Source organism: Jannaschia sp. Os4 (assembly GCF_016820245.1).
Classification (GTDB): Bacteria; Pseudomonadota; Alphaproteobacteria; order Rhodobacterales; family Rhodobacteraceae; genus Jannaschia.
Genome location: NZ_JAFCAR010000004.1, coordinates 758666 through 775472 on the forward strand (window position 1 = coordinate 758666; position 16807 = coordinate 775472).

14 protein-coding genes and 1 tRNA gene are annotated in these 16807 nt (G+C 71.2%); 2 read left to right on the top strand and 13 right to left on the bottom strand.

Annotation, left to right across the window (positions count from 1 at the left end; genetic code table 11):
* Positions 1-12: 12 nt before the first annotated feature.
* The 12 genes from rpoB to JQC91_RS12740 form a co-directional block, all read right to left on the bottom strand.
* Positions 13-4158, bottom strand: a complete 4146-nt coding sequence (gene rpoB, locus JQC91_RS12685) for a DNA-directed RNA polymerase subunit beta (RefSeq protein ID WP_203287166.1) — start codon at positions 4156-4158, stop codon at positions 13-15.
* A gap of 310 nt (positions 4159-4468) precedes the next feature.
* Positions 4469-5413, bottom strand: coding sequence for a hypothetical protein (locus tag JQC91_RS12690; RefSeq protein WP_203287167.1), 945 nt, complete (start codon positions 5411-5413; stop codon positions 4469-4471).
* Positions 5414-5537: 124 nt separating this feature from the next.
* The gene (gene rplL, locus JQC91_RS12695) at positions 5538-5918 is read right to left on the bottom strand and encodes a 50S ribosomal protein L7/L12 (RefSeq protein ID WP_203287168.1); all 381 of its coding nucleotides are present in this window, start codon (positions 5916-5918) and stop codon (positions 5538-5540) included.
* Positions 5919-5988: 70 nt separating this feature from the next.
* Complete coding sequence (gene rplJ, locus JQC91_RS12700; protein ID WP_203287169.1) at positions 5989-6507, bottom strand: 50S ribosomal protein L10; 519 nt, start codon at positions 6505-6507, stop codon at positions 5989-5991.
* Between the two features lie 270 nt (positions 6508-6777).
* Positions 6778-7866 (bottom strand): Hint domain-containing protein, encoded by a 1089-nt coding sequence (locus tag JQC91_RS12705; RefSeq protein WP_203287170.1) that lies wholly within the window; start codon positions 7864-7866, stop codon positions 6778-6780.
* Between the two features lie 336 nt (positions 7867-8202).
* Positions 8203-8919: a 50S ribosomal protein L1 gene (gene rplA, locus JQC91_RS12710; RefSeq protein ID WP_203287171.1), complete on the bottom strand. Its 717-nt coding sequence runs from the start codon at positions 8917-8919 to the stop codon at positions 8203-8205.
* Positions 8919-9368 (bottom strand): 50S ribosomal protein L11, encoded by a 450-nt coding sequence (rplK, locus tag JQC91_RS12715; RefSeq protein ID WP_203287172.1) that lies wholly within the window; start codon positions 9366-9368, stop codon positions 8919-8921. The genes rplA and rplK overlap by 1 nt, the downstream gene beginning before the upstream one ends.
* A gap of 139 nt (positions 9369-9507) precedes the next feature.
* Positions 9508-10041 (bottom strand): transcription termination/antitermination protein NusG, encoded by a 534-nt coding sequence (gene nusG, locus JQC91_RS12720; protein WP_203287173.1) that lies wholly within the window; start codon positions 10039-10041, stop codon positions 9508-9510.
* A gap of 132 nt (positions 10042-10173) precedes the next feature.
* Positions 10174-10365 carry a preprotein translocase subunit SecE gene (secE, locus tag JQC91_RS12725; RefSeq protein WP_203287174.1) on the bottom strand — a complete coding sequence of 64 codons (192 nt, stop codon included), beginning with the start codon at positions 10363-10365 and terminating at the stop codon, positions 10174-10176.
* 168 nt (positions 10366-10533) lie between these two features.
* Positions 10534-13404 (bottom strand): class I SAM-dependent DNA methyltransferase, encoded by a 2871-nt coding sequence (locus JQC91_RS12730; RefSeq protein WP_203287175.1) that lies wholly within the window; start codon positions 13402-13404, stop codon positions 10534-10536.
* A 228-nt stretch (positions 13405-13632) separates the two neighbouring features.
* Positions 13633-13708: transfer RNA gene (locus tag JQC91_RS12735), tRNA-Trp, on the bottom strand.
* Between the two features lie 57 nt (positions 13709-13765).
* Positions 13766-14890 (bottom strand): aminotransferase class I/II-fold pyridoxal phosphate-dependent enzyme, encoded by a 1125-nt coding sequence (locus JQC91_RS12740; RefSeq protein WP_203287176.1) that lies wholly within the window; start codon positions 14888-14890, stop codon positions 13766-13768.
* 92 nt (positions 14891-14982) lie between these two features.
* Here JQC91_RS12740 and JQC91_RS12745 point away from each other — a divergent pair, with 92 nt between their 5' ends.
* Together JQC91_RS12745 and JQC91_RS12750 are read left to right on the top strand one after the other, a co-directional pair.
* Positions 14983-15585 carry a peptide-methionine (R)-S-oxide reductase gene (locus JQC91_RS12745; RefSeq protein ID WP_203287177.1) on the top strand — a complete coding sequence of 201 codons (603 nt, stop codon included), beginning with the start codon at positions 14983-14985 and terminating at the stop codon, positions 15583-15585.
* A 164-nt stretch (positions 15586-15749) separates the two neighbouring features.
* A complete protein-coding gene (locus JQC91_RS12750; protein WP_203287178.1) occupies positions 15750-16025 on the top strand; it encodes a hypothetical protein in 276 nt (91 codons plus the stop codon).
* A gap of 57 nt (positions 16026-16082) precedes the next feature.
* On the opposite strand, the gene JQC91_RS12755 is transcribed toward JQC91_RS12750, so the two are convergent.
* On the bottom strand, positions 16083-16733 hold the full coding sequence (locus tag JQC91_RS12755; protein ID WP_203287179.1) for a CatB-related O-acetyltransferase: 651 nt from the start codon (positions 16731-16733) through the stop codon (positions 16083-16085).
* Positions 16734-16807 lie beyond the last annotated feature (74 nt).

The window sequence follows — 16807 nt, forward strand, 5'->3', positions numbered from 1 at the left end:
GAGGCCGGGGCCTCACTCGTCCTCGCCGCCCTCCGCATCCAGGAGCTCCATGTTGAGGCCGAGGCCCCGCACTTCCTTGACGAGCACGTTGAACGATTCCGGCACGCCGGCCTCGAAGTTGTCCTCGCCCTTGACGATCGACTCGTAGACCTTGGTCCGGCCCGCCACGTCGTCGGACTTCACCGTCAGCATCTCCTGCAGGGTGTAGGCCGCGCCGTAGGCCTCCAGCGCCCAGACCTCCATCTCGCCGAAGCGCTGGCCGCCGAACTGCGCCTTGCCGCCCAAGGGTTGCTGCGTGACGAGCGAGTACGGCCCCGTGCTCCGCGCGTGGATCTTGTCGTCCACGAGGTGGTGCAGCTTCAGCAGGTACTTCACCCCCACCGTCACCTGGCGCGAGAACCGCTCGCCCGAGCGCCCGTCGAACAGGTCGCTCTGGCCGCTCGTGTCGAAGCCGGCGCGCGTGAGCATGTCGTTCACGTCCGCCTCCTTCGCCCCGTCGAAGACCGGGGTGGCGATCGGCACGCCCTTGGTCACCGTCTCGGCCGAGGCGATCAGGTCCTCGTCCGACATCGACGCCATCGCCTCCTCGTAGGCCTCGTCGCCATAGGCGATGCGCATGGCGTCGCGCACCGGCGTCAGGTCGCCCTCGCGGCGATACGCGTCCAGCGCCTCGTCGATCTCAAGGCCGAGGCCGCGCGCGGCCCAGCCCATGTGCGTCTCGAGGATCTGGCCCACGTTCATGCGCGACGGCACGCCCAGCGGGTTGAGCACGAAGTCGACCGGCGTGCCGTCGGCGAGGAACGGCATGTCCTCCATCGGCACGACCTTGGAGATGACGCCCTTGTTGCCGTGACGGCCGGCCATCTTGTCGCCCGGCTGCAGCTTCCGCTTCACCGCGATGAAGACCTTGACCATCTTCATCACGCCCGGCGGCAGGTCGTCGCCCCGGCGGACCTTCTCGACCTTGTCCTCGAACCGCGCCTCGATGGCCCGCTTCTGGATCTCGTACTGGTCGTTGAGCGCCTCGACCTCGCGGGCCTCCTGCTCGTCCTCCAGCGCCAGTTGCCACCAATGGCCCCGGCCCAGCGTGTCGTCGAGCAGGGCGGCGTCGATCTTGGTCCCGGACTTCACGCCCTTGGGGCCCTTCACGGCCGTCTTGCCCTCGATCATGCCGCGCAGGCGGGCGTAGATGTTGCGGTCGAGGATCTCGCGCTCGTCGTCCCGGTCGCGGGCCAGGCGCTCGATCTCCTCGCGTTCGATCTGCAGCGCGCGCTCGTCCTTCTCGATGCCGTGGCGGTTGAACACCCGGACCTCGACGACGGTGCCGTAGTCGCCCGGCTTCACCCGCAGCGACGTGTCGCGCACGTCCGACGCCTTCTCGCCGAAGATGGCGCGGAGCAGCTTCTCCTCCGGCGTCATCGGGGACTCGCCCTTGGGGGTGATCTTGCCCACGAGGATGTCGCCCGGCTCCACGTCGGCGCCGATGTAGACGATGCCCGCCTCGTCGAGGTTGCGCAGCGCCTCCTCGCCCACGTTCGGGATGTCGCGGGTGATCTCCTCCGGCCCGAGCTTGGTGTCACGCGCGGCGACCTCGAACTCCTCGATGTGGATCGAGGTGAACACGTCGTCGCGGGCGACCCGCTCGGAGATCAGGATCGAGTCCTCGTAGTTGTAGCCGTTCCACGGCATGAACGCGACGACCACGTTCTTGCCGAGCGCCAGCTCGCCCATGTCCGTGGACGGGCCGTCCGCCAGCACCTGGTCCTTGGCGACCGTGTCGCCGACCTTCACCAGCGGGCGCTGGTTGATGCAGGTGTTCTGGTTCGAGCGCTGGAACTTCCGCAGGCGGTAGATGTCCACGCCCGCGTCGCCCAGCTCCAGATCCTCGGTCGCCCGGACCACGATCCGCTGCGCGTCCACCTGGTCGATGATCCCGCCGCGCTTGGCCATGATCGAGGCACCGGAGTCGCGGGCCACCACGGCCTCCATCCCCGTGCCCACGAAGGGCGCGTCGGCCTGCAGGAGCGGCACGGCCTGCCGCTGCATGTTCGAGCCCATGAGCGCGCGGTTCGCGTCGTCGTTCTCGAGGAACGGGATCAGCGCGGCGGCGACGGAGACCAGCTGCTTGGGCGACACGTCGATCAGGTCCACGCTCTCGCGCGGGCCGAGCGTGTAGTCGCCCGACTTGCGGGTCGAGACCAGCTCGTTCTGGAAGCGGCCCTCGCCGTCGAGCGCGGCGTTGGCCTGCGCCACGGTGTGCCGCATCTCCTCGGTGGCGGACATGTAGACCACCTCGTCGGTGACCTTGGCGTCCTCGACGCGGCGGTAGGGCGTCTCGATGAAGCCGTACTTGTTCACCCGCGCGAAGGTGGCGAGCGAGTTGATCAGGCCGATGTTCGGCCCTTCCGGCGTCTCGATCGGGCACATGCGGCCGTAGTGGGTCGGGTGCACGTCGCGCACCTCGAAGCCCGCGCGCTCGCGCGTCAGGCCGCCCGGCCCGAGCGCCGACAGGCGGCGCTTGTGCGTCACCTCCGACAGCGGGTTCGTCTGGTCCATAAACTGCGACAGCTGGGAGGAGCCGAAGAACTCGCGCACGGCGGCGGCGGCGGGCTTCGCGTTGATCAGGTCCTGCGGCATCACCGTGTCGATCTCGACCGACGACATGCGCTCCTTGATCGCGCGCTCCATCCGCAGGAGGCCGACGCGGTACTGGTTCTCCATGAGCTCGCCGACCGAGCGCACCCGGCGGTTGCCGAGGTGGTCAATGTCGTCGATCTCGCCGCGCCCGTCGCGCAGCTCCACGAGGCCCTTGATGCAGGCCATGATGTCCTCGTCGCGCAGCGTGCGGACGGTGTCCTCGGCGTCGAGGTCGAGGCGCATGTTCATCTTGACCCGGCCCACGGCGGACAGGTCGTAGCGCTCGCTGTCGCGGAACAGCTGGTCGAACAGGGTCTGCGCGGCCTCCACGGTGGGCGGCTCGCCCGGGCGCATGACCCGGTAGATGTCCATGAGCGCCTGCTCGCGGTTCCAGTTCTTGTCCGCCGCGAGCGTGTTGCGGATGTAGGGGCCGACGTTGACGTTATCGATGTCGAGGACCGGGATCTCCGTGACGCCCGCGTCCAGCAACTCCTTGAGCGTGCCGCCCGACACCTCGCCCTGCTTGTCGAGCTCCCACGTCAGCTCGTCGCCCGCCTCCACGAAGATGGCGCCGGTGGTCTCGTCGATGATGTCGCGCGCGGCGAAGCGGCCGATGATTCCCTCGAACGGGACGAGGATGTTCTCGACCGATCCCTCCTCGCGCACCTTCTTCACCTGGCGCGGGGTGACCTTCTTGCCCGCCTCGAACACGACCTCGCCGGTCTCAGCGTCGATCACGTCCATCGCGGGCCGCGTGCCCGCCAGCCGCTCGGGGAAGAACTTGGTGGCCCAGCCCTGCCCGCGCCGCTCCTCGTAGGTGACGGTGTCGTAGTAGGCGTTGACGATGCCCTCCTGGTCGAGGCCCAGCGCGTAGAGCAGCGTCGTGACCGGCAGCTTGCGGCGCCGGTCGATGCGGCAGAACACGAGGTCCTTGGCGTCGAACTCGAAGTCGAGCCAGCTACCGCGGTAGGGGATGATCCGGCACGCGAAGAGCAGCTTGCCCGACGAGTGCGTCTTGCCCTTGTCGTGGTCGAAGAACACGCCCGGGGAGCGGTGCATCTGCGAGACGATGACCCGCTCGGTGCCGTTGACGATGAACGTGCCGTTGGGCGTCATCAGGGGCATGTCGCCCATGAAGACGTCCTGCTCCTTGATGTCCTTGACCGACTTGGCGCCCGTGTCCTCGTCGATGTCCATCACGATCAGCCGGAGCGTGACCTTGAGCGGCGCGGCATACGTCATGTCGCGCTGCATGCACTCCTCGACGTCGTACTTCGGCTTCTCAAGCTCGTACTTCACGAACTCCAGCGTCGCGGTCTCGTTGAAGTCCTTGATCGGGAAGACCGACTGGAACGTGCCCATCAGGCCCTCGCCCTCCTGCGGGGTCTCCTGACCCCCGGAGGAGAGGAACAGGTCGTAGGACGACTTCTGCACCTCGATGAGGTTGGGCATGGAGAGGACTTCGCGGATCTTGCCGTAGGTGCGGCGGATCCGGCGGGAGGACGCGAGCGTCTGGGCCATGAATGTACCTTCGATTCATCCGCGCCGCGTCCGTCGGGCACCGGACGCCGCGCAAGGGATGGGGTGCGGAGGGGGACCATTCCGGCACGCCGTCCCACCGGCGCGCCACCCGTCCCCCGTTCCGACCGGGAAAGCCCTGCGCGTCAGGGCTTTCCGAGGCGGAAACGGCCCGAGCGGCGGGTGCGCCGGTCGGGCTTCGAATGTTTGGATATGACTCACGTGTGGCGGGGCAAGTCCGCCATATCGGGGCAGAGCGGCCACAGGTCAAGGGCCAAAGCGCGCCTTCGCGTCGCAGGCGGGAACCCGCGGATCAGTCGCGGGCGCAGACGGCCGCGCCGGGGGTCTCGAAGCAGTCCACCTCCACGAGGCGGGACAGGCGCGCGTCGCCGTAGGTCACGCCCCGCACCGCGACCCCGCACTCCGCCAGCCACCCGGTCGCGGGGCCGGGCAACGCGGGCGCCAGCGCCGCCGGGAGGTCCTCCCGCGGGGCCGCGCCCACCGCCACCCGCAGGTCGCCCGCCACCGCCGAGGCGACGCGCGGTCCGATCAGCGCGACGCCCCCGTCGCCGGCGCAGGCCCGCAGCGCCGCCGCGTCCGTCACGTCGAACCCCGCGACCGCCCCGCGCAGCACGGCCTGCGACCCGTCCCCGGCCACGAGGCGCAGATCCCCCAAGGGGGCCCGGTGCGCGCCCGCGCCGGGCAGGTCCGGCAGCGCCGCCGGGTCGGCCTCCTCCCGCAGGCGGTATCGGTCCAGGACCGACCCGCAGCCGCCGGGCCGCAGGGTCACGCCGGCGAGGCGGACGCCGTCGGGCCACGCGGGCGAGAGCCGCGCCCGCGCCTCCCCCGCGACGACCCCGCGCGCGACGCCCGGCTCGAAGGACAGGTCGGCGAGCGCCCCGTCGGCGGCCGCCCGCATCGCGGCGACCGCCGCCGCCTCGCCGCCGAGCGCGTGGAACGCGAGCACGTCGTCCACGCTCCAAGCCGCCTCCAGCCCGACGGGGCACCCGCCCACCGCGACGCGCGCGTCCAGCAGGAGCGTCCGCTCGGCGTGGACCGGGTAGATCACCACCCGCTCCAAGAGGGGCACGAACGGGTTGAGCCCCGCCTCCATCACCCCGACCACCGCGTCGCCGCGGAGGTGCACCCCCTGCTCGTCCGGGGCGATCCGCGCGAGGCCCGACGTCGCGACCTCCTGCGCGGAGAGCGGGGCGGACGACGCGGCGAGGATGGCGAGGAGGAGGCGCAGGCGGGTCATCCCGCCTCCTCACGCCCCGCCGCCCCGCGGTCAACGGGAGCGCCGCCGACGAAGAAGGGGCGCGCCCTCGCGGACGCGCCCCCCAATGCACCGGACGTCGTCCGGAGCGATCAGCGGATGCCGATCACTTGAGCTCCACCTCGGCGCCAGCCGCTTCCAGCTTGCCCTTGATGTCCTCGGCCTCGGCCTTGTCGACGCCTTCCTTGACGGCCTTGCCGCCGGCCTCGACGAGTTCCTTGGCTTCCTTCAGGCCGAGGCCCGTGATGCCGCGGACTTCCTTGATCACGTTGATCTTGGAGGCGCCGGCCGACTTCAGGATGACGTCGAACTCGGTCTGCTCCTCGGCGGCGGCGCCGCCGGCCCCGTCGGCGGGCCCGGCCATCATCACCGCGCCGCCGGCGGCGGGCTCGATGCCGTACTCGTCCTTCAGGATGGTCTTCAGTTCCTGCGCCTCGAGGAGGGTCAGGTTCACGATGCTCTCGGCGAGCGCTTTCAGGTCGGCCATGTGTCTGGTCCTAAGTTAAACGTGTGAGTGGGTCCGGACCGGCGGCGCCTGCCGCCGGAGGCGTCGAGGGTCAGGCGGCTTCGCCCTTCTCCTCGATGGTCGAGAGGATGCTCGCGATGTTGCTCGCCGGAGCGCCGATGGCCCCCGCGATGTTGCTCGCCGGCGCGCCGATGCAGCCCACGATGGAAGCGATGAGCTCCTCGCGGCTGGGCATCTTCGCGACCGTGCCGACGCCGGCGGGATCGAGGGCGGTGCCCCCCATCGCGCCGCCGAGGATCACCAGCTTCTGGTTCTCCTTGGCGTACTCGTCGAACACCTTCGCCGCGGCGACGGGGTCCTCGGAGTAGCCGAGCACGGTCATGCCCGTGAGGTAGGGCGCGATGCCGGCGGCATCGGTCCCGTCCAGGGCGATCTTGGCGAGCTTGTTCTTGGCAACGCGCACGGAGCCGCCCGCATCGCGCATGCGCGTGCGGAGGTCCTGCATCTCGGCGACCGTCATGCCCTCGTAGTGGCTCACCACCACGACGCCGGAGTCGGCGAAGATCTGGCCGAGTTCCTCGACCACCTTCTCCTTCTGGGCTCTATCCACGGGTCTCTCCAAGTACTTGGGCGCCCTCGTCGGACACCCGGCTCATGTCGCGGACGCCCAAGGCCGGGCGACCACCTTTTCGGTCCGCATGTACGGGGCACGAGCCGGCATGGGCGCGCATGGCACGCCCGAGTGGTCCGGTCACTCCCGTCTCGGGCAGGACTTCCGGGGTCGCCCCCCGCCCACCGTCTCGGACGAACGCGCGACGCCGGAGGCGCCGTGCGACGCGCCCTATGCCGAACGGGGGCGCGGGGCGCAACCCCCGCGGCGTCAGGCGCGGAGCAGCGGCTTGCGGTTGCGCGCGTGGCGCGCGACGAGCCGCGCCTGCGCCCCGCCCTCGAGGATCGGGCGGACCGGCGCCGGGCGCGCGTCCGCGACCTCCGGGAACAGCGCCAGCACCTCCGCCCGCGCCTGCGGCCCCAGCGCGGCGAGGCCCATCGGCCCCGGCAGGAAGCTCTCGCACGGGGCGCCCTCCGCGTAGACCACCTCGTGACGGTCGAGCATGAGGTGCAGGTACTCCACCTCGTCCACCTCCTCCGCCCGCGCGATGCCGGGCAGCCCGACGAGCTTCTTGGCCCGCACGAGGATCTCGGGCGCCTCCGTCATCCGCCGCGCGATGGGCGAGCGCACGAGCATCCGGTGCTGCGGCGAGACCAGCAGGTCGCGGCGCGGCAGCCCCGCGCCCAAGGCCCCGGCGCGGAAGCGGACCGGACGGGTGCGCGCGGTGGCGCGGGTCCGGGTCCGCCCGAGCCAGCGCACCGCCTCCCACCCCCGGTCCGCCGTCCGCACGAGCGATCCCGCCCGCAGACCCGCCACGTCGCGCGGGCCGTAGGGCGTCTCGATCCGCGTCCCGGCGGCGAAGCACGGCACGTAGTCGCCCGCCTGGCGGTCCGCGAACAGTCCGGAGAACCGCGCGCCCGCCACGCCGTTCAGGGTGATCGACTGGATCGGCCCGGCCTCCAGCGCCGCCTGGTCGGCGTTCGCGCTGAACTCCGGGGCCAGCCAGACCTGGCCGTTGGTGGCTTGGAACAGCACCGCCGTGACGTCCGCCGTGGTGCCGTCGAGATAGGTGATCGTCGCGTCGTAGTTGACCGTGCTGTCGAAGGTCAGCTGCGGGCCGCCGTCGATCCGGAAGGTGTCGGACCCGGCGGCGTTGTTCTGGTTGTAGACGGCGTTCCCGTCCGCGGTCGGGCCGGGCGTGCCGGGCGTGAGCTCCTGCACCCGCCCCGCGAGGGGCTCCGCCGCGCTGCCGGCCGTCGCGCCGACGAGGGCGCCCGCGTTCTCGGCGGTGAAGTTCCCCTCGACCGGGTCGAGGTCGCCGGTCGTCCCGAGGAAGAAGACGTTGAAGGTCGTCGGCATGGCGCTCTCCCCGCGTCCGCGGCGCCGCGGGTCGGGGCGACCCGCGCGGCACGCCGCGTCCCCGACGACAGGCGGGCGGGCGGAGCGGAGCAAGCCTCGCGGCCCGCGGGCGCGCCCCTCGGCGGAGGTCGGCCCTCCGGCGTGTCGCCCTGCGCGACAATGCGCGCGTGGATGTCGGACCGTTCCCGTCCCCGCCTTCGCCGCCGGGCGCGGGCCGTCCGCGGACCGCGCCGGGGCGGATCCGAATCCCCCGTCGCCCGCGCGGGGGGGGGCCGGAACGGCGAGGGGGCGGACCCTCGCGGACCCGCCCCCTCCCCGATCAGGTGCCGGCGCGGATCACTCCGCGGGGGTCGCCTCGTTGCCGGTGGCCGAGTCCACCGACACGGTGACCGACGGCCCCATGGAGGACGAGAGCACCACCTTCTTCATGTAGGTGCCCTTGGCGCCCGTGGGCTTCGCCTTGGAGACGGCGTCGACGAACGCCTTCACGTTCTCGGCCAGCTGCTCGGCGCCGAACGACGCCTTGCCGACGGGGCCGTGCACGACGCCCGCCTTCTCGGCGCGGAACTGCACCTGGCCGCCCTTGGCGTCCTTGACCGCCTGCGCCACGTCCATCGTCACCGTGCCGACCTTGGGGTTCGGCATCAGGTTGCGCGGGCCCAGCACCTTCCCCAGACGGCCGACGATCGGCATCATGTCCGGGGTGGCGATGCAGCGGTCGAACTCAATGGTGCCGCCCTGGACGGTCTCCATCAGGTCCTCGGCGCCCACGATGTCGGCGCCCGCCTCGCGGGCCTCGTCGGCCTTCGCGCCGCGCGCGAAGACGGCGACGCGGACGGTCTTGCCCGTGCCGTTCGGCAGCGAGACCACGCCGCGCACCATCTGGTCCGCGTGGCGGGGATCGACGCCGAGGTTCATGGCGATGTCGACGGTCTCGTCGAACTTCGCGGTGGCGTTGTCCTTCACGAGGGCCACGGCCTCCTCGACGGAGACGTCCGACTTGCCTTCGAAGGCGCCGCGCGCGGCGCGGGTACGCTTGCTGAGCTTGGCCATCACTTCACCTCGATGCCCATCGACTTGGCGGAGCCAAGGATGATCTTCATCGCCTGATCGACGTCGTTGGCCGACAGGTCCTTCATCTTCGCCTCGGCGATCTCGCGGAGCTGCTTGGTGGTCACGGTGGCCACCGTCTCCTTGCCGGGGTTCTCGGCGCCGCGCGGACGGTTGCGCTTGCCCACGGGCTTCAGGCCCGCCGCCTTCTTCAGGTAGTACGACGCCGGGGGCGTCTTGATGTCCATCGTGAAGGACTTGTCCTGGTAGTAGGAGATCACCGTCGGGCACGGCGCGCCCGGCTCCATCTCCTGGGTCTTGGCGTTGAACGCCTTGCAGAACTCCATGATGTTGATCCCGCGCTGACCCAGCGCCGGACCGACGGGGGGCGAAGGGTTCGCCTTGCCCGCAGGGATCTGCAGCTTCATCGTGCCGACGAGCTTCTTGGCCATCGGATGCCTCCTGTTCGGCGGCGGGATGCGTCCCGCCCTACAAGTGCGCCCGCGCCCGGGAGGGGCGCGGCTTGCCGTGGTTCGGGGGTCGCCCTCCCACGTCCGCGAGGCGCGCGGATACGCGGGACGGGCGCGCGGATCAACCCGCCTTCGAGACCTGCGTGTACTTCAGCTCGACCGGGGTGGCGCGCCCGAAGATCGAGACCGACACCTTCAGCAGCTGCGCCTCGTCGTCGACCTCCTCGACCTCGCCGTCGAAGCCCTCGAACGGCCCGTCCGTGACCTTCACCTTCTCGCCGATGTCGTAGGTGATCAGCGAGCGCGGCGCGTCCTGCCCCTCCTCGACGCGCCCGAGGATGCCCTCGACCTCCGCGTCGCGCATGGGCATGGGGCGCCCCTGCGGCCCGAGGAACCCCGTCACCCGGTTGATCGAGTTGATCAGGTGATACCCCTCGTCGGACATCTCCATCTTCACCAGCACGTAGCCCGGCATGAAGCGCCGCTCGCTCGTGACCTTCTTGCCGCGGCGGACCTCGATGACCTCCTCCGTGGGGACGAGCACCTCCTCGATCTGCTCCTGCAGGCCCTGCTCCTCGACGGCGGTGCGGATCTGCTCGGCGATGCGCTTCTCGAAGTTCGAGAGCACGCTCACGGAATACCAACGCTTGGCCATCTCTCCGATACCCCTCTGAGGTCGTGGTCCGCCGGGGAACGGCGCCGGGCGGGCCGGGGCCCGCGTCCGTGCTACCGATGTCCGGAAATCCCGCGCGGTCTAGCCGCTGGGGCCGCGCCCCGCAAGCCCCGCTCAGAAGGACTGGAGCAGCGTCGTCAGGCCGGTGCGGATGATCAGGTCCACGAAGAAGAAGAACGTGGCCGCGACCACCGCGAGCAGGAACACCATCACGGAGGTCAGCGCGACCTCGCGGCGCCCCGGCCACGTGATCTTGCCGATCTCGGCGCGGGTCTGCTGGATAAACTTGGCGGGGCTGGTGGCCATGACGGGTCCCTCTCGACGCAGGCCGAGATAGCGGCGCAGGCGGCGGGGTTCAACCGCCCCCCGCCACGCCCGACGCGGCGCCCGGCATGGCGACGATCCGCTGCGTCCCGACCGACACGGTCGCCCCGCGCGGGGGGCCGGAGGGTCGCGGCGGCGGCGCGGGGGCCCCTAGCCGCCCGCCCGCGCCCGGTTCAGCGCCAGCAGCCGCGCGAGCGCGTCGTCCGCCGCGATGTCCGCGGGCCAGCCGTAGGCGGCGGCCACGGCGGCGTCGAGGCGGCGGTGGAGGCCGTCGAGCCATGCGGGCCGCGCGTTGTAGAGGTTGGTGAGGGTGCGCTTCTTCAACTCGGTCGCGGCGGCGTCGTCCACGGGGAGCAGGCGGTCGGGATAGCCCGCCACCACCTCCGGCTCGCGGCGCACGAGGTCGGGCGGGTTCAGCCACGCCTCGCGCTTGGCGTCCAAGTCGCGCGCGGCCGCGGCGATGGCCTCGGCGCGGGGGTCGTCGGCGTAGGCGGCGGCGGGGATGTCGGGGGTGAGGCCCTCGGGGAAGGGGAAGGTCTCGAAACAACTCTTTGCGTTGTAGGTCGGATCGTTTCCTACTCCGTGCCAACTGCACGTCGCTAAAGACCATTTTTCGTGAATTCGTGACGAGAGGATGCCGAATGCAGTTAGGTCTTGTCGAGCAATCACGACTAGACGGCTATCTGGAAGATAGACCGCCGCCTTAAGCACAAAAAAGCGATGTTTTGATACGCGAGGCGTCAAGATCATTGCGTCGAGACTACCGGTGGCCTTTCGCATCCCCGGCCTAGCCTCTCCATGTATCCACCAAAGCTCCCTGTGATTGTCCCTGCGAAGTCCATCTCTCTTTGGCTTCACTTCGTTTCGCACATACTCAAACGGTCCCTCAAAGTAGGCAGCCTCGTCCTTCGGCATATGGGGTCCGAAATCAATGATCCATTCATCAGATGGCCGTCTTGTAATGGCCCTTCCATTCAGCCACGGGCGAAGGACAGTAGAATTGTTCCTTCCGTTGGGGTTCGTCGGTTGCCGCAAAAAGTCACGCGCCCGATCCCCGCTTAGCTCGAAAGGCCCGCTTTTCTGATCGCCGATGAACGCGATATCGGCGTTTTCTCTCAGCGGCTCAGCCCCGGTCATGTCCAACCCCGCCGTCAAATCCGCCGCGATCCGCCCCACCTCCTCCCCGTCCAGCCGGGGCGCCTCCGCCTCCCCTGCCCCGAACATCACCATCGACACGCGCACCGCCGCGCCCGCCACCGTCCACGGCTCGTCCGACCACGCCTCGAAGATCGCGCCCGCCTCCGCAGGCCCCGCCAGCACCGCGCGGTTCGCCCCGCCCCTGATCGAGTTGGTCGTCACCAGCCCCACCCGCGCCGTCCGCCCCGCCTCCACCGCGCGCCACGCCGCCGCGACCCAGTAGGCCACGAGGTCCACGCCGCCGGGCACGTCCGGGTATGCGGCGCGCAGGGCGGGCGCGTAGTCCTCGCCCAGTTCCGCGATCATGCGCTTGTTGCCGAGGAACGGCGGGTTGCCGACGATGAACTCCGCCTCGGGCCACTCCGCCGCCGTGCCGTCGTCGGCCAGCACCGCGTCGCGGCACTCGATCGTGCCCAGCGGCTTCAGGATCGGGTCCTTGGACGCCTCGAACCCGTTGCGGCGCATCCACTGGATCTCGGCGATCCACGTGGATACGCGGGCCAGCTCGGCCGCGTAGGGGCTCAGCTCGATTCCCAGCACGCATTCGGGACCGACGGACGGCGCCGGACGCGGCAGCTCCAGCGCCTCGGCGTCGAGGTTGGCCCGATGCTCGAGGTCCTTCAGCGCCGTCAGCGTCAGGTTCAGGAAGTTGCCCGACCCGCAGGCAGGGTCCAGCACGCGCACCCCGCGCAGCCGCTCGAGGAAGCCCAGATGCGCCTTCACCGCGCGCTCGTGCGCCCGGTTGGCGCGGCGCGTCGCGGCCCCCGCCTTGGCCGCCGCGCGGGTGGTCGCGGCCTCCCGCTTGGCCTCCCGCTCCTCCTCCAGCGCGGTCTCGATGACCGCGCGGGCCGCGTCCCACTCCGCGCGCAGCGGGCGCAGGACCACCGGCTCCACGATCTGCATGATCTTGGCCGCGTCGGTGTAGTGCGCGCCCAGCTGGCTGCGCTTGTCGGGGTCGAGGCCCCGCTCGAACAGCGTGCCCAGAAGTGAGGCGTCGATCTGGCTCCAGTCCATCCGCGCCGCCCGGCGGAGCATCGCGATGTCGTCCGCATCGACCGGCAGCGCCGCGTCGTCGTCGAAGAGCCCGCCGTTGAACCAAGGGATGCGTGTGAAGTCGAGCTTGCTGCCACGGGTCGCCATCGCGGCGAAGAGCCGTCGACAGTTGTCCTGAAACTCATCGACGTCCGAGGCGAACACCATCTTCTCGAACATCTTCTCGGGCAGCAGGCGCACGTCCTCGGCGAACATGCAGAACACGAGGCGGTTGACGAAATGGGCCACGGTGGGCGCGTCGTGCCCCGCTTGGCGCAGCCGCAGCGCGAGGTCGGCGAAGGTCGCCGCCGCATCCTCGGTCAGGTCGGCGCGGGTCTTCCTCGGGCGGAAGCTCTCCGGCTCCTCGAAGGCGCGGCGCAGAAGGTCGCGCGTGCCGGCATCGCGCAGGTCCTCGATCGCGATGTCGTGGCGCTCCTGCACGGCGCCCGTGAAGGCGGTGCGGATGACGATCGCTTGCGTGTCCGAGGCGATCAGCAGCGGCGGGTTGTCGAGCGCGGGGGCGTAGCGCTGCACCTGCTCGTAGGCGCGGTCGAGGTCGGCCTTGGCCTTCTTGTATTCCCACGCGAAGGCGCCCCGGCGCCACACGTCGGCCCATCCGTCCCCGCCCGTGGTCTTGGCGGCGCCCTTCTCGAACTCGAAGGTCCCGGCCGTGGCGGGGGATGGCGGCTCCACCCCGAGGAGGCCGCAGAGCGCGATGAAATGGCTCTGCGCCGAGGCCCGCTCCGACAGCGGGTTGTCCGACCATGTGCCGATGAACGCGTCCGGCGTCACGGGCGGTCCTCCATCCGGCGAGGGATGGACCCGCCCTCGCCTCGCGGGAGGGCGGCGGTCTCGGCGGTCTCGAAGGGGGGTTCGGCGGGGGCGTGGCGGACTCGGGCGGTGCTCATGGCCCCGTTCCTGCCGCGCCGCAGCGAGACCGGCCAGGATATTTTGTGCATTCTCCACGGATTCCGTGAAGACCGGCCCGCAGGGGTCGTACGGAATGTGAGGAAGTCGACCTGGCAGGGGCAGCAGGATTCGAACCCGCGACCTACGGATTTGGAATCCGTTGCTCTACCAACTGAGCTATACCCCTGCGGTCGGCCTGCGGGATACGCGCCGCCGCCCCGGCCCGCAAGGGGGCGCGCGCACGTCACCGCCCCGCCGCGATCTCGTCGGTCTCGGCGATCAGGCGGGCCAGCCCCTCGCGCAGGTGGTCCTCCGGCAAGGCACTGGAGAACCTGAACCTTTTCTCCACCCCGAAGAGCGCGCCGGGGATCACGAGCACGTCCCGGCGGGCCTTCAGGCGGGCGGCCAGCGCCTCCGATCCGATGGGCAGGTCGTAGCCCACGAACGACATCGCCGAGGCGTCGGGCTCGGCCACGGAGAACCGGCCCGGACGGGTGGCCAGCACGTCGCGCAGCACGTCGAACCCCCGCCGGATCAGCCGCCGGGCCCGCCCCCGCAACGCCTCGCGCACCGTCGGCTCCAACGCCGCCTCGGCCAAGCGCATAGACAGGTCGGGGGCGGCGATGGAAGCGTATTCGTGCCGGCGCCACATCGCGCGGATCGTGTCGGCGGGGGCCACGACCCAGCCGAGGCGCAGGCCGGGCAGCCCGTAGGCCTTGGACATGGAGTTGATCGCCACCACCCGGTCGTGGGTGCCCCAGAAGGAGGGGGTGTCGGCGTTGCCCGTGCGCTCGGTGCCCGCGTAGACCTCGTCGGCCACGATCCACGCGCCTGTGCGCGCGGCGGCGGCGCGGATGGCGTCGCGCTCGCCCTCCGACAGGATGCGGCCCGTGGGGTTGTTGGGGTCGACCACGTGGATCAGCTTGGTGTCCGGGCCGCAGGCCGCGTCGAGCGCGGCGGCGTCGAGGCGCCAGTCGCCGGGCGTCAGGGGGACGTCGCGCACCGCGTGGCCGAGGTTGGCCGCCACGCCGGGCAGCTGCGCGTAGGTCGGCACGAGGCGGACCACCGCGTCGCCGGGCCCCAGCAGCGTCTGGGCGGCGAGGGTGTTGGCCTCGGTCGCGCCGACGGTGACGAGCACCTCGTCGGGGGCGGCGCCGTACATCGCGGCGATGCGCTCCCGGAGCAGCGTCGTGCCCTCGACCTGCGGGTAGTCGGCGCGCGCGTCCAGGAGGTCGGCCGGGTCGATCCCCGCGAGGTCGAGCAGGTCGGCGTAGCGCATCGGGTGGACGCCCGACTCCGAGAAGTTGAAGCGCACGCCGTGCTCCATCTCGGACAGGAACCGCTCGACGGCGAAGGGGTGGAAGGTCATGGGGCGGCTGGCTCTCGGACACGTCACGTTAAGGTGGTTTGGCGCAGGACGGGCCGGGGGTCTATGCTCCCGCCAAGCCAAGGAGACCGACCATGCCCGCCCCGATCCCCGCGCCGACCCGCCGCCGCCTGATGGGCGGGGCCGCCCTGCTCGCCCTCTCGCCGCTCGCCGCCCGCGCCGAGGAGCGCGCCGCCCCGCCCGGCATGGGCGAGGCCCTGCGCGAGGGCGAGGAGCGGCTCGACGACGGCGCGGTCCTCGCAAAGTACGTGCCGGCGGAGTCGACCTTCCCCTACGAGGTGCAGCGCACGGAGGAGGAGTGGCTGGCCCTGCTGGACGGCGACGAGGAGGCCTACGGGGTGCTGCGGCTGTCGAACACGGAATGGCCCGCGACCACGGACCTGTGGGAGAGCGCCCATGACGGGGAGTACGCCTGCCGCGGCTGCGACCTGCCGGTCTACGACGGGCAGTGGTTCGTGCCGCTCGACAAGGGGTGGGTGTTCTTCGAGCACTCGATCCCCAACGCGGTGATGCTGGGCGTCGATGGGCCGGTGCGGCAGTACGGGATGCGCGAGGAGATGCGGATCGCCCTGGTCGAGGTGCACTGCCGCCGCTGCGGCAGCCATCTGGGCCACTACCTCCCCGTGGACGGGCGCAGCCTCCACTGCATCAACGGGACGTCCCTGAACACGGCGTAGGCGGGCGACGGGGGCCGGAGGATCGCCGCGACCCGCGCGCCGCGGGCACGGCCAAGCTTCGCCGCGGCGTGGAACCCTTTCGGTATGGTCGAGTTGTAGACCCGATACCGGCCAATCGACTGGTGTCGGAACACAACCGCACTACCGCTAAGGAGCGAACCACAATGAACCGCACTCTTGCCGCCCTGACCACCGCCGCCACCCTCGCCCTCGCGCCCGCCGCGTTCGCCGACGGCCACCTCGCCGGGTCGATGGGCGAAGGCTTCGACATGCTGTCGGCCGCCCTCGCCGACGACTTCCAGCGCCTCGGCATCGAGATGGACACCGACGGCATGGACGCCCTGACGCTGGGCGAGCTGGCCGCCATCAAGAACATCATCGAGTCGCAGGATGGCGACAACCAGAAGAAGGGCCAGATCGAGGCGATCCTCGCCGACTGATCCGGACCACTTCGTTCGACACGGGAAGGGCGGCCCTCGGGCCGCCCTTCTCGCGTCCTAGGGGGGCGTCCGCGCCGCGAGCGCTGCGACGTCGCCGCTGCAGATCTCCGCCTCGGCGGCGAGCACCGCGTCGATGGGCCAGTCCCACCACGCGACCTCCAGCAGCCGGGCGACCGCCGCCGCGTCGAAGCGGCCCCGGACCACGCGCGCCGGGTTGCCCGCCACCACCGCGTAGGCCGGCACGGCCCCGCCCACGACGGCCCCCGCCCCCACGATCGCCCCCGACCCGATCCGCGCGCCCGGCAGGATGGTGGCGCGCGCCCCGATCCAGACGTCGTGGCCGATCACCGTGTCGGGCGTCGGCCCCACCCGGAGCGAGGGGCGGGCCGGGTCCATGCCGTCGAAGATGGCGAAGGGGTAGGTCGAGGCGCCGTCGCGGCGGTGGTTGGCGCTGGCCGTCACGAAGAGCGCGCCGTCCGCGATCTGGCAGAACCGCCCGATCCGGAGGCGCTCCGGCGCGTGGGCGTGGAGGTAGGGGGCGAGATGGGCGGCCCAGTCCTCCGGCGGGCGGTGCGCTGAGGCGTAGCTGTAGGCGCCCACCTCCCAGCGGGGATGGTCGATGGCGGCGGACAGGAAGACGGTGCCCGCATGCGTCGTGCCGTCGGGCAGGATGACGGGGTTCCGGGTGTCGGGGGACGGGAAGGCCATGGGGCCGAGGCTACGCTCCCCGTCGGGCGATGCGAAGGGCGCGGACATGCAAAGGGCCCCCCGCGGGAGGCCCT